General features: G+C 67.5%; 11 protein-coding genes. All 11 read right to left on the bottom strand.

The annotated features are described in order from the left end of the window. Positions 1-25: 25 nt before the first annotated feature. The gene (locus AC3A6P_RS23940) at positions 26-2,230 is read right to left on the bottom strand and encodes a molybdopterin-containing oxidoreductase family protein (RefSeq protein WP_487694358.1); all 2,205 of its coding nucleotides are present in this window, start codon (positions 2,228-2,230) and stop codon (positions 26-28) included. Between the two features lie 73 nt (positions 2,231-2,303). Further along, entirely contained in the window at positions 2,304-3,473 is a 1,170-nt protein-coding gene (locus AC3A6P_RS23935; protein ID WP_487694357.1) for a dihydrodipicolinate synthase family protein, read from the bottom strand. After that, positions 3,473-4,195, bottom strand: a complete 723-nt coding sequence (locus AC3A6P_RS23930; protein ID WP_487694356.1) for an SDR family NAD(P)-dependent oxidoreductase — start codon at positions 4,193-4,195, stop codon at positions 3,473-3,475. Before AC3A6P_RS23930 ends, AC3A6P_RS23935 begins: the two co-directional genes overlap by 1 nt. Next, positions 4,192-4,935, bottom strand: a complete 744-nt coding sequence (locus AC3A6P_RS23925; RefSeq protein ID WP_487694355.1) for an enoyl-CoA hydratase/isomerase family protein — start codon at positions 4,933-4,935, stop codon at positions 4,192-4,194. Before AC3A6P_RS23925 ends, AC3A6P_RS23930 begins: the two co-directional genes overlap by 4 nt. Next, the gene (locus AC3A6P_RS23920) at positions 4,932-6,374 is read right to left on the bottom strand and encodes an aldehyde dehydrogenase family protein (protein ID WP_487694354.1); all 1,443 of its coding nucleotides are present in this window, start codon (positions 6,372-6,374) and stop codon (positions 4,932-4,934) included. Before AC3A6P_RS23920 ends, AC3A6P_RS23925 begins: the two co-directional genes overlap by 4 nt. A 14-nt stretch (positions 6,375-6,388) precedes the next feature. Then, complete coding sequence (locus AC3A6P_RS23915; RefSeq protein WP_487694352.1) at positions 6,389-7,543, bottom strand: acyl-CoA dehydrogenase family protein; 1,155 nt, start codon at positions 7,541-7,543, stop codon at positions 6,389-6,391. Beyond that, entirely contained in the window at positions 7,540-8,673 is a 1,134-nt protein-coding gene (locus AC3A6P_RS23910) for a Zn-dependent alcohol dehydrogenase (protein ID WP_487694351.1), read from the bottom strand. Before AC3A6P_RS23910 ends, AC3A6P_RS23915 begins: the two co-directional genes overlap by 4 nt. A gap of 1 nt (position 8,674) precedes the next feature. Next, the gene (locus AC3A6P_RS23905) at positions 8,675-10,249 is read right to left on the bottom strand and encodes an acyl CoA:acetate/3-ketoacid CoA transferase (RefSeq protein ID WP_487694350.1); all 1,575 of its coding nucleotides are present in this window, start codon (positions 10,247-10,249) and stop codon (positions 8,675-8,677) included. Continuing rightward, the gene (locus AC3A6P_RS23900) at positions 10,246-10,956 is read right to left on the bottom strand and encodes an SDR family NAD(P)-dependent oxidoreductase (protein ID WP_487694349.1); all 711 of its coding nucleotides are present in this window, start codon (positions 10,954-10,956) and stop codon (positions 10,246-10,248) included. Before AC3A6P_RS23900 ends, AC3A6P_RS23905 begins: the two co-directional genes overlap by 4 nt. Continuing rightward, on the bottom strand, positions 10,949-12,481 hold the full coding sequence (locus tag AC3A6P_RS23895) for a sugar ABC transporter ATP-binding protein (protein WP_487694348.1): 1,533 nt from the start codon (positions 12,479-12,481) through the stop codon (positions 10,949-10,951). The genes AC3A6P_RS23900 and AC3A6P_RS23895 overlap by 8 nt, the downstream gene beginning before the upstream one ends. After that, entirely contained in the window at positions 12,478-13,509 is a 1,032-nt protein-coding gene (locus AC3A6P_RS23890; protein WP_487694347.1) for an ABC transporter permease, read from the bottom strand. The genes AC3A6P_RS23895 and AC3A6P_RS23890 overlap by 4 nt, the downstream gene beginning before the upstream one ends. Between the last annotated feature and the right edge of the window lie 11 nt (positions 13,510-13,520).

Genomic DNA, 13,520 nt, shown 5'->3' with positions numbered 1-13,520 from the left:
CTACGTTGCCGCGCTACCGTGGTGCTTACAGCCGCGTTTCACAATCAACGGGGTGCACCCGCACCGGCACACCGGTCAGCCACGCCATGCCCGCCAGCGCCTCGACGTCTTCGGGCTCCGTCGACATCAGTGCATTGACATTCGCGCCACCGGCGCGGTTGGCGACTTTCCATCCGCCGGTGCCGTCGTGCCCCCAGCCGTGCGGCACGGCGATGACGCCCGGCACAATGTCTTTCGTCAGACCCACCGCCACAGTGATCTTTCCCCACGGCGAACTGATCTGGATCTTGTCACCGTCGGCAATCGCGAGTTCGGCGGCGTCGTCGACATGCATCAACGCCCGGTGGCCCCGGTCACCACGCATCAGCAGCGGTGAGTTGTGCATCCAGGAGTTCTCCGAGCGCGGCTCGCGCATCCCGATGAGCCGTAGTGGGTACTGCGCCGGCTCTTTCCGACGACGCAGCTTCTCGATCTCGCCGGCGATACCGTCGTGGGCCAACCTGACCCGCCCACCCTGGTATGGCACTGTCTTCGGCAGGATTTTCTCGCGCAAGTGCGGTTCGATGATCACCCCGTGTGGGCGGTCGGCCGCCAGCTTGGAGAAGTTCAACCCGCCGCGGCGCAGGCCGAACCGGTCGCCGCCGTCGGCCAGCCGGATCACGGCGTCCATGAGGAGCCGGGGACCGAACTCGATCCCCATGAGGCTCAGCACCTTTCGCATCACGGCCACCACGGCGAAGCCCGGGGTCTGTCGTGCCATCCGCCGCATCAGGCCGTCGACGATCTGCCATTCGGGTTTCGCCTGACCCGCCGGAGCCACCACCGCCTCGCCGGCTTGCCGGAACGGGGTCAGCTGCTGCCCTTGAGCCAGGACGGGAAAGTCGTCACGCTCGTACATGGTGGTGGTCGGCAGCACGTAGTCGCAGAGCGACGTGGTCTCGGTGAGATAGAAGTCCAACCCCACCATCAGATCCAACTGCGCGGCCGCCGAAACCAGCTCGGCACCGTTGGGCACCGACAGCACCGGATTACCCGCACTGACGAAGAGGGCTTTGATCTGACCCGGGCCCGGTGTGGCGATCTCCTTGGCCATCATGGTGGCCGGTTCTGAACCGAACACCTGAGGAAAGCCGCCCACCCGTGAGCGATTTCGTCGGTAGGCCCGTTGCATGGCGGGGGCCAGCAGCTTCAGAGCCAGCCGCTGGCCGGGAATCCCCAGCGAGCCGAACATGGCACCACCGGCCCGGTCGAGATTCCCCGAAACCAGATTGACCGCATCCAGCAGATACGACGTCAACGTGCCGCTGCGGCCGGTGCTGGTGCCGAAGCGGCCGTACACGCTGGCACCGGCCGAGCGGGCCAGATCCCGCGCCAGACCACGAACGGTGTCGGGGTCGATGCCGGTCACCTCGGCGGTGACCTCCGGGGTGAACGGCAGGCAGTGCGCGCGAAGCCAGTCGACGCCGGTGGCTTGGCGCTGGATGGCGTCGATGTCGGCGAGGCCTTCGTCGAACATGACGTGGAGCAAGGCGAGCAGGAGAAACGCGTCACTGTCGGGCCGGATGCCCAGCCAATCGAACTGTGCGGCGGTCTCGGTCCTGCGCGGATCGATGACGACGACGCGGCCGCCGCGCTTCACGATGTCGTGCAACCGGTCCTTGATGCGCGGGGCGGTGATCATGCTGCCGTGGGAAACCACGGGGTTCGCGCCGACCACGACGCACAGTTCAGCGCGAGTCAGGTCGGGAACCGGAATGGCGGCGGGCGAGCCGTACAGCAGTTGGCTGGCCAGGATTCGATTGCTGACGTCCTGCGACGATGCCGTGAAATAGTGCGACCGCCGGCCCAGGCCCTTGGTGAACAGGCCGGACCACATCGCGTGACCGAAGCTGAACGCGCCGGGGTTGCCCATGTACCAGCCGACGGCACCCGAACCGTGCTGTCGCACAATCGTGGTGAGCCGCGCGGCGATGTCGTCGAGCGCCTGGTCCCAGCTGACTTCCTCGAACTGCCCATCGGGCCGCCGGCGCAGTGGAACGGTGATTCGATCGGGGTCGTTGTTGATCTCGGTGAATGCGATGCCCTTCTGGCAGGCGAATCCCCGGGAGAGCGGATGATCCTTGTCCGGCCGAAGGGCGGTCAGCCGACCGTCTTCGACGGTGGCGATCATCCCGCACAGCGGTTCGCAGATCCGGCAGAAGGTCGGCCGGTGCTCGACGAGGGGTGCCATGGGGCTGAGGATACGACGCGCGCGTCAGCCGAACTGCACTTTTGGACACACCCGTCCTCAGATCTCGCCGCGATCAGAAGCGGGACCCGACACCCTGCACGGCGAAGTAGGCCGACGCCCGCTGCGCGGCCAGACCCGGATCGGTGAACAGCCCCAGCCCGCCGGCCACCCGCACGAGTTCGGCAAGGTGCAGCAGATTGCGGCCGGTCTCGAAGCCCTTCAGCATCCGGAAATGATGCTGGCCGCCGTCGAGATACGTCAGCCACGCCACGCCCACCTTGTAGTACTGGGTGGGGGCGCTGAACACCAAGCGGCTCAGCGGCAGCGTCGGCTCCAGGATGTCCCGGAAACCGGCGGTGTCACCGGCGTCCAGACGCGCGAAGGCCGCCGAGGCGAACCGCGGCACAGCCGCGAAGGCACCGAGCAGGGCCTCGCTGTGCCGGGTGCCGTCACCGGCGATCAGGTCCACGTAGTTGAAGTCGTCGCCGGTGAACACCCGTGCGGGCGCCGGAATGAGCTCGCGCAGCAGGGTTTCCAGCGCCGCATCCAGTAGCGAGACCTTGATCCCGCGCACCTTGTCGACGTGGGCGCCGATGATGTCGACGACGCATCCCATGGCGGCTTTGGGTTCGTCGTGCCCCCAGTAGCCCGCCAGCGCGGGGTCGAACATCGCACCGAGCCAGTGCAAGATCACCGGCCGGGTGACCTGCGCCAGCACCTCGCCGTAGACCTTGGCGTAGTCCTCGGGGCTCTGCGCCGCCCGGGCCAGGTGCCTGCTGGCCATCATCACCACGGAGCCGCCGGCACTTTCGATATCGGCGATCTGCTCCAGGTAGGCATCACGAATCTGACCGAGATCGGCTGTCGGACTGTCGATCTGATCGGTGGCGATACCCACCACCACGTCCCCGCCGCGCTCGTCGGCATCGGCGAGGGTCCGCAGGGCCAGCTCGCGGGCCCCGGCCCAGTCCAGGCCCATCCCGCGTTGGGCGGTATCCATGGACTCCGCGACGCCCAGGCCGAGCGACCACAGGCGCCGGCGCAGCTCCAGCGTGGCATCCCAGTCGATCTGTTCGACACCGGGAACCGCATCGCAGGCCCGCAGCGGGTCGGCGACCACATGCGCGGCGGCGTACACGGCGCGGCTGGTGGGTGGAGCCGAGGACGTGATCAGCGCCGCCGGTGCGGCCAGCTCCACCTGGGTGAGTTTGCCGTCGGAGTCCGGCAGAACCAGATGTGTCATCAGCGGGCGTCCAATCCGCCGTCGGCGAGCACGGTCTGGCCGGTGATGAAGCTGGCACCGTCGCCGGCCAGGAAGCACAGCAGCGCGGCGATCTCCTCGGGCTGGGCTGCGCGGCCCAACAGATTGGTGGCCACCTCTTTGCGCACCTCCTCCGACCAGGATTCGGACATATCCGTCAGCACGAAGCCGGGGGCCACCGCATTGACGGTGATGGACGGAGCCAGCGCCTTGGCGAAGGACACCGTGACGTTCTCCAGGGCGGCCTTGGCCGCCGAATACCCCGTCACCTCCGGGCTGGCCAGGTTGTCCCGGCCGCGGATCGAGGACACCGTGACGATCCGGCCACCGCCGTTGGCCAGCATGGACGGGGCCACCGCCCTGATGAAGTTCACCGGGCCCAGGACATTCGACCGGTACTCGTCGATCCAGTCGTCGGTGGAGCCGGACAGCGCGTCGGTGGCCAGCACACTGCCCAGCGTGCAGATCAGTGCGTCGATACGGCCGTGTGTCCCCAGCGCGGCATCCACCAATTCCTGCACGGCGGCGGCATCCTGGCCGTCGCAGTGGTAGGCGGTCGCATCGAGTTCGGCCGAAAGCTCTTTCAGCGCAGCAGAATCGCTGCGCCCGTGCAGGATCACCCGAGATCCTCGGGCGGCCTCCTGGCGGGCGGCGGCGGCTCCGATACCGCGGGATGAGCCGGCGATGAGCACGGTTCTGGTCACGAGTTCCTCCTGGAGTTGGTCTCACCGGAGGCGGCGAGATAGCCACCGGCGAGGGAATCGATGAGGGTGGCGGCGTCCGCGGGCGCACTGGACGCCAGGACCCGCTTGAGAATCGACTGTGCACCCGGGGTGGTGTCCAACAGGCTCTGAATCAGGGTTTCCGCCGCGGTACGCACGTCGGCGTCCACGATGTCCACGATGCCCAGCCGGAACGCCTCGGCCGCGCTGATGGGCACGCCGGTGAGCGCCAGCCGCCGGGCCGCGGCAAGCCCCGCGATCTCGCTGATCTTGCCCAGCCCGGACCACCCCGGTGTGGTGCCCAGCGTGGCCTCCGGCAGCGCCAGCACCGCGGACTCGGCGGCCACCCGGAAGTCGCAGTGCATCGCCAGCTCGAGTCCCCCACCGAAGGCACTGCCCGCCAGCACCGCGACGGTGGTCTGTGGTAGTTCGGCCAACGCCCGGAACACCTGCTGGCCCAGCCGGGTCCACCGGCCACGCACCAGTTCGGCTGACATGTCGGCGAATTCGACGGTATCCGCGCCGGCGCAGAACACCGGGCCTTCACCGACCAGCAGCACCACCCGGGCATCTGAGGCAGCAACCTCCTCGAGCCGGGCCCGCAGTTCGGTGATCAGATGGGTGCTCAGTGCGTTGCGCTTGCGCGGCCGGTCCAGCACGATGCTCGCGACCCGGCCCGAAACCTCCAGCCGGACCGTGCCCTTCTCGAACCCATCGGTCACAGTGCATTCCGCTGCAGGCTTGTCCACCGACGCTCGGTCAGCAGGTCGATGTTGGCGCGGCCACCGAGGTCGTCACCGAGGCCCGACGCGGCGGTCCCACCGAACGGCACCTGCGATTCGTGCATGGCGGTGCCGTCGTTGACGTGCACCATGCCCGAACGCACCTGATCGGCCACACTCCACGCCTTGTCGAGGTCGCGGCTGAACACGGACGTGGACAGGCCGAACCGGGTGCCGTTGACGATCTTGAGCGCCTCATCCACCGAGTCGACGACGGTGACCGGCGCGATGGGCGCGAACACCTCCTCGTCGTGCAGCACCATTCCGGGGCGCACCTGGTCGACGACCGTGGGACGCAGGAACACTCCCTCGGCGGTACCACCTTCCACCACCCGGGCACCGAGTTCGACGCTGCTGGTCACCATCGCCAGCGCCTTCTCCACTTGACGCTCCGACACCATGGGTCCCAGATCGACCTCGGACGTGTACGGGTCGCCGACAGTCAGTTTCGCGGCTTCGGCCGACAGCGCCGCGATGTAATCAACAGCCACATCGGCCAGCACGATGTGGCGGCCCGTGGCGATACACACCTGGCCCTGGTGACCGAACGACGAGCCGGCGCCGCACCGCGCGGCGAGTTCCACATCGGCATCGGCGAGCACGATGCTGGCGTTGTTGCCGCCGAGTTCCAGCGCCACCCGCTTGAGCAGGGGTGCGGCGGCGACGTTGATGCGACGGCCGGTCTCTTCCGAGCCGGTGAAGTGGATCATGTCGACCTGCTGGTGATTGACCAACCCGGCGCCGGCAGGACCGCCGGTGAGCACCTGCACCACACCGGCCGGCACCCCGGCTTCGGCGAGCACTTCGGCCAGCATCAGTCCGCCGGTGAACGGCGTCTCCGGTGCGGGTTTGAGCACCACCGCGTTACCCAGCGCGATGGCCGGCGCCAGCACCCGCATCGCGATGTGCACCGGCGCGTTCCAGGCGGTGATCAGTCCGACGACGCCGACGGGGCGGCGCTCGATGATGTTGACACGGCCGCGCTGCCCGGACGGGATGATCTCCCCCAGCGGGGTGGTGGCCAGTTCAGCGGCCTGGAAGAACTCGATGACGCTGGCGCCGATCTCACCCTCGGCCTTGGGACCTACGGCCCCGCCCTCGCGGATCAGGATGTCCTTGAACCGGGCCGTTTCCCGCTCCAGGATCGCGCCGCCGCGGCGCAGGATGGCCGCTCGCTCGGTGGCCGGGGTGGCCGCCCATTCCCGCTGCGCGGCAACAGCACCGGCGACCGCACGCTGGACGTCCGACTCGGTGGCGGTGACGGACTCGCCGATCACCGCCCCGGTGGCCTTGTCGGTGACCGGGAGGACGTCACCGTCGGAGCCGACGAACTCGCCGTCGATGAACACGGAACGTTGCAGGGCTGCGTTGACAGTCATGTCTTCCTTCAGTTTCAGGACCAGTCGGCGCGCGCCGCGGCCCGGCCGAGCATCAGGGCGTGGATCTCACTGGTGCCGTCGATGATCTGGGTGATCTTCGCGTCCCGCATCAATCGTTGCACCGGATAGTGCAGATGAACGCCGTAGCCGCCATGCAGTTGCACCGCCTCGACGGTGTTGCGCATCGCGGCGTCGGTGGCGAACATCTTGGCGGCGGAGATCAAATGGGAGTCGCCGCCACCGCCGGCGGCGTAACTGGCGACGCCTTCGCGCAACAGCCCGCGGGCGGCAAGATAGTCGGCGTGCATCCGGCCGAGCTTCTCCTGCACGATCTGCAGGTCGGCCAGCGACTTGCCGAACGCCTGCCGGTCGCGGACATAGGCCGCACTCTCGCGCAGCGCGGCCCGCATGAAACCCACCCCGTAACACCCGGCGTCGAGCCGGGCCAGGTTCAGGCCTTCCAGCATGCCGCGGAAACCGTCCACCTGCAGCCGCCAGGCCGACGGGATCCGGCAGTTGTCGAAATGCACGTTCGCCATGGGCATTCCGCGGAACCCCGACATGGGTTCGTCTTTGCCGACAGTCACCCCGTCGGCGTCCAGCGGTACCACGAACGCCGCCGTGGGGGCGTCCCGGTCGGCCGAGTTCAGCTTGGTCAGAACGATGCAGAAGTGCGCGGCCGGCGACTGGGTGATCCACGCCTTCTCGCCGGTGATGCTGACGGTGTGGTCGTCGAGTTCCACCGCGACCGTGCGGCCGGCCCGGATGTCGGTGCCGGAGTGCGGTTCGCTGAGTGCGAAGCTGCCCCGCACCGAACCGTCGATGAGCCCGGGCAGCCACCGGTCCCTGACGTCGACGGGCGCGTAGGCCGCCAGCAGGTAGCCGTGCAGCCGGGCGATCGAGATGCCCAGCGCCACCGCTCCCGAGTACGACGCCACCAGTTCGGTGGTCTCGTGGGCGAGCGCGAACATGGTCGGGTCGATGGTGCCGTCGTCTCCGAAGATCAAGCCCTGCAACCCGAGATCGGCCGCATCGGCCAGCAGGTCGGGGAAGAATTCACCGGTGAGGTCGATGTCCTGGGCGCGGGGGCCCACCCGCGTGGTGCAGAAGTCAGCCACCACACCGAGGAACTGTTCGGCGTCGGCGTCGAGTGAATACGCAAGTGTCATGACGGCACTCCGTTGTCGGCCCACTCGTAGCGGATCACGCCGCGCAGGTTCTTGCCCGCCAGCAGGTCGTCGTAGGCGTCGTTGATCTGCTCGATGCGGTACTCCTTGGTGACCAGGCCGTCGAGGTTGATCTGGCCGGAGTCCCACAGCTTCAACATCTTCGGGATGTCATTGCGCGGGTTGCAGCCGCCGTTGAGCGATCCGGTGAGCGTCTTCTGCCACAGCACGAAATCCGACGGGTTCACCGGGATGCTGGGCTGGTCGTGCCGGGTGAGGCCCACCACCGCGACGGTGCCGCTCTTGCGTACCGACCGGACGGCCTGGCCGATGGTCTCGGCGGTAGCGATGGCCTCGAACGCCTTGTCCACGCCGACACCCCAGGTGAGTTCGGTGGCGAACTCCACCGGGTCGGTCGTGTTCGGGTTGACGGTGTGGGTGGCGCCGAACAGCTTGGCCTGCTCCAGCTTCCAGTCATTGGTATCGCAGGCGATGATGCGTTTGGCACCGGCGATCTTGGCGCCCTGCACGATGTTCATCCCGATGCCGCCGACCCCGTAGACCATCACATCCTCACCGGGCTCGACGCCGCCGCGGTAGATCGCCGTGCCCACGCCGGTGGTGACACCGCAGGCCACCAGGCAGGCCCGCTCCAAGCGGTAGTGCTTGTCGACCTTGACCACGGACTGCCCGGGTACGACGGTCCACTCGCTGAAGGTCGACACCAGGCAGAACTGACCGAGTTCCACGCCGTCATCGTCGCGGAACCGGTAGGTCCCGTCGATCTGCGGTCCCTCCACGGTGTGCGCGCCGAGATCGCAGAGGTTGGTCTGGCCGTCGGTGCACCAGCGGCAGGTGCCGCACGACGGCAGATACGACATCACCACGTGATCACCGGGAACGACGTGTGTCACGTTGGCGCCCACCTGTTCCACGACGCCGGCACCTTCGTGGCCGAAGATCATCGGCAGGGCGGCGATCTGGTCACCGGTGACGTGGTGCATGTCGGAATGGCAGACACCGGAAGCGACCAGATGCACCAGCACCTCGTTGGGTCCGGGTTCGTCGAGTTCGACTTCCTTGACCTCGAAGCGGGTGTTCAGTCGGTAGGTGACGGCGGCTCGTGTGCGCATGTCAGTTCTCCTGTTGTTCGTTGGGGATTCGGCGATCGGGGCTGAAGAGCGAGCTGGACATGGTTGTCACGACGTCGGCGAGTTTGGGCCGGAAATCCATCAGCGCGATCACCTGTTCGGCGGTCCAGCCCGGCGCCACCTCCATGAGCACCGGTCCGTCGTCGCCGAGGGCGAACACCGCGCGTTCGGTGACGTAGATGACCTCCTGGCCGCGTTCGCGGGCCAGGTGTGCATTGAACGTGACTTGGCGTACCTTGTCGATGAACTTGCGGTGCTTACCTTCTGAGGTCACCTTGGGGTGCCCCTCGGACAGGTCGATGCGCAGACCTCCCGCGGTGAGTGTCCCGCAGAACACCACTTTCTTGGCGGCTTGCGAGATGTTGATGAACCCGCCGGCACCGAAGATCCGACCGTCGACCAGGGACGAGTTCACGTTGCCTTCCTTGTCGACCTCGGCGAAGCCCAGGCACGCCACATCCAGGCCGCCACCGTCGTAGAAGTCGAACTGTGAGGCGTGCTCGATCACGGCCTCGGGATTCCAGGACACCCCGAAGATGACCCCGCGCTCGGGCACCCCGCCGACCATGCCCTGCTCGACGGTCAAGGTGATCTCCTTGAGCCGGTCCTCTTCCAGCGCCGCGGTGGCCACACCGTCGGCCATCCCGACCCCGAGGTTGACCACCGAGGCCGGTTTGATCTCATCGAGTGCCCTGCGCGCCACCACTTTCCGTTCCGACAGTGGCATCGCCGGGGAACGGCCGAACGGGACGTACACCTCACCGGAGAAGGCCGGGTTGTATTCGTTGATCGCGGTCTGCCACTGGTCTTCCTGCACCACCACGATATCGATCAGATGGCCCGGCACCACCACACTCTTGGGATTCAGTGTGTGCACGGCGGCCACGCGCTTCACCTGGGCGATCACCAGCCCGCCGCTGTTGCGCGCGGCGGTCGCGGCGGCCAGCACCCCGAGTTTGGCAGTCTCGTGTTCGAGGGTGAGGTTGCCGTGTTCGTCGGCGGTGGTGCCGCGGATGAAGGCGACGTCGAAGGACGGGCTGGGATAGAACAAGTACTCCTCGCCCTTGATCTCCATCACCTCGACCAGGTCGGTGGTGGTGGCGTTGTTGAGCCGGCCGCCGCCCTGGCGTGGGTCGCAGAACGTGCCCAGACCTACCTTGGTGATCAGCCCCGGCCGTTTGGCCGCGCTTTCGCGCAACAGCTGGGCGAGCACACCTTGTGGCAGGTTGTAGGCCTCGATGTCACCGTCGTGGGCCATCTTCGACAGGGTGGGTGTCATGGCCCAGTGTCCAGCGATGGCACTGCGCAGCAGGCCCGGCAGGGCCAGCACGTCCATGCCGGAGCCGTTGCGGTCGCCGACCCCGCTGCAGAAGTACGCCGACAGTTGGCCGGGGCCGCCGGTGCGGCGGTAGCGGTCGGCCAACGCGTTCAGCAATCCCGATGGTTCGATGACTCCGCCGCCGGAGGCCTCGACCAGCAGTCGCGCCCGATCGGGGATCCGTTCGATGGCGTCCCGCGCGGACAGGAATTCGGGTGTGATCGTCTGACTGATCCTCATGGCATCGCTCCTCCCCCATTGACGTTGATGGTCTGCCCGGTGACGAAGCTCGCTTCGTCACCCACCAGCCAGGCGACCGCCGTGGCCACCTCGTCCGGTGTCCCGAATCGACCCATGACCAGCGATCTCGTTTTCTGTTCCACCCACTCGGGCGTCGCGTGTGCCGCGGTCATCGGGGTCTCGATCGGTCCCGGCGCAACACAATTCACCCGTACCGCGGGGCCGAGCTCGCGGGCCAGCGCCCGGGTCAGTCCACCCACCCCGGCTTTGGAGGCCGTGTAGGCGGCGCAGTTGATACCGCCCACGTAGCCGATCTGGCTGCCGATGGTGACGACGGTGCCCCCGGTCTTGGTCAGTTCGCCCGCCGCGGCCTTGACACACAGGAACGTGCCGGTGAGGTTGACCGCCAGTGTCTGGTTCCAGGTCGCCAGATCCAGGTCGGGCAGAAACTTCTGTTCCATCACGCCCGCCAGCGTCACCAGGGCGTCGATGCGGCCGTATTCGGCAACCGCCGTGGAAATGAGTTGCGCCACATCACTTTCGGAGGTGACGTCGGCCGGCACCGTCAGCGCGTCGCTGATCGAGGGCGCGGCACTGCCCGGGTGATACCCCAGTACCAGGGTGAAACCGTCTTTGGCCAGCCGTTGCGCGACGGCACGGCCCAGCCCGCCGTCGGCGCCGGTGAGCACCGCTACCTTGTCAGTCATCGGACACCGCTCCCTGGAACGCGAGCTTCATGACGGCTTCCTCCGACGCGTCGGCACGGCTGATCTCACCGACGGTCCGCCCGGCGCGCATCACGACGATCCGGTCGGAGGCGCCCAGCAGCTCGGGCAGCACCGACGACACCATGATGATCGCCAGACCTTCGTCGGCCAGGCTCCGGATCAGCCGGTGCACTTCGGCTTTGGCGCCGACATCGATCCCGCGGGTGGGTTCGTCGAGCAGCAGGACCCGGGGTTGGGTGGCCAGCACCTTGGCCAGCGCCACCTTCTGCTGGTTGCCGCCGGACAGTGATCCGACGGGCATCGAGGTGCTCGCGGCCTTGATCCGCAGTTCCTTGAAGAACCGGTCGACGATCTTGGCGCCCTTGCGGCGTCGCAACCAGGGGCCGGTACTCATCGCGGCCAGGCTGGCCAGCTCGATGTTGGTGCTGATGGGCAGTCCGAGGTGCAGGCCCTGGTTCTTGCGGTCTTCGGGCACCAGCGCGATACCGGCGTCCAGCGCGTTACGGGGGTGCGCCGGGCGGTACGGCTTCCCGTCGAGACTCATCGTTCCGCCGGCGATCTTGCTGGCTCCGAAGATCGCGGCCAGCACCTCGGTGCGGCCGCTGCCGACCAGGCCGCCGATACCGAGGATCTCCCCCGGGCTGACGTGCAGCGACGCCGAGACCACGCCGGGAGCACTGATGTCACGCACGGTCAGTACGGGGGCGTGCTTGTCCGCCGTCTCGTCGTGCCCGTGATACACCGACTCGAGGTTGCGCCCGATCATGTGCCTGATCAGCGAGTCCTCGGTGAACTCGGCGGCGGGCGCGGTGATGATGTGTCGCCCGTCGCGCAGCACGCTCACGGTATCGGCATACTCCAGCACCTCCGGCAGGTCGTGGCTGATCAACACCACCGCGGCACCATCGTCGCGCAGTTCCCGCAACAACCCCAGCAGCCGTACCGAATCATCGTGTGGCAGCGACGATGTGGGTTCATCGAAGAACACCACCCGGACATTCTGCGCCAGGATCCTCGCGATCTCGATGAGCTGCTGCTCGGCGATGGACAGCTCGCCGGCCTGCCTGCGGGGGTCGATGTCCAGGCCGACCCTCTGCAGATGCGCCTTGGCCTGGTGCGCCAGGGCGCGCCGGTCGATCACACCCCACCGTGACGGTTCGGCATTGACGAGCACGTTCTCCGCCACCGAGATCGAGCCGATGACCGAGAGTTCCTGGTGCACGATCCCGATACCGAGCGCTGCGGCCTGGGTGGGATTCTTGGGGTTGATCGGCTGTCCGTCGAGGGTGACGGTGCCGGCATCCGCCGTCTCGAACCCGGCCAGGATCTTCGACAGCGTGGACTTGCCTGCACCGTTCTCGCCGACCAGCGCGTGAATCTTGCCCGGCTCCAACGTGACTGATACGTCTTCGAGCGCCGCGACACCCGCGTAGTGCTTGGAGATGCCGGACGCCTGCACCAGCCCGGTGCGCACAGGAGCTACCGTGCCTGCTGGGGAACTCATTCGCCCGGCTCCCCACCGCGGGTCACCCGGTCCAGCACCACCGCGGCCACCACCACCGCACCGGTGACGATCTGCTGCCAGTAGAACGGGACGTTCATCAGTGTCAGGCCGTTGCCCAGGACAGCGATCACCAGCGCTCCGAGGAAGGTGCCCGCCAACCGCCCGCGACCACCGAACAGGCTGGTACCGCCGACCACCACCGCGGCGATGACGTCGAGTTCGAAGCCCACCGCCCCGGCCGGCTGCCCCGACGAGAGCTTGGCGGTCAGGATCACCGAGGCGACACCGGCGCACAGCCCGGCAAAAGTGAAGGCGAACAACAGCACTCGGGATACCCGGATCCCGGACAGCCGAGCCGCTTCCCGGTTGCCGCCGACGGCGTAGATCCGGCGCCCGATCTTGAGCCGGTGCAGGATCACGTACCCCACGGCGAACGTCACCGCCATGATGATCACCGGGATCGGCACCGGGCCCACCTTGCCGACGCCGATCTGGGTGAAGGCGCTGTTGTTGATCGAGATCGGGTAGCTGTTGGTGACCAGCAGGGCGATACCCCGCAGGGCCGTCAGGGTCGCCAGCGTCGCGATGAACGCAGGTACCCGGCACAGCGTGATCAGGACCCCGTTGAGGAACCCGCACGCCGTGCCGACCACCAGGCTGAGCAGTACCGCCACCACCGCCGACGCTCCCGTCGACAGGATCGCGTGCTGCAGATACAGCGCCGCGATGCTGCCGGTGAGGGCCACCACCGAACCGACCGACAGGTCGATACCGGCAACCAGGATCACCACCGTGGCCCCGACCGCGGCGATGGCCGTGATCGACACCTGCTGAAGGACATTGGTGAGGTTGGCGCTACTGGTGAAGTTGGGCGCGCTGACGGCGAAGACCGCGGCCAGCAGTACCAGTGCGACCACCGGCCCGAGTTGGGCGAGCTGGCGCAGGCTGGGTCCGCCGAACCCCTTGCCCTTGGGCTCCTTTGTCTCGGGCGGGCCTGGAGGACGCAGTGGTGCCGAGGTTGTGGTCATGACTGCTCCGT

The organism is Mycobacterium sp. Soil_C_30 (genome assembly GCF_057656995.1).
This window is presented reverse-complemented; position numbering and strand designations above follow the sequence as displayed.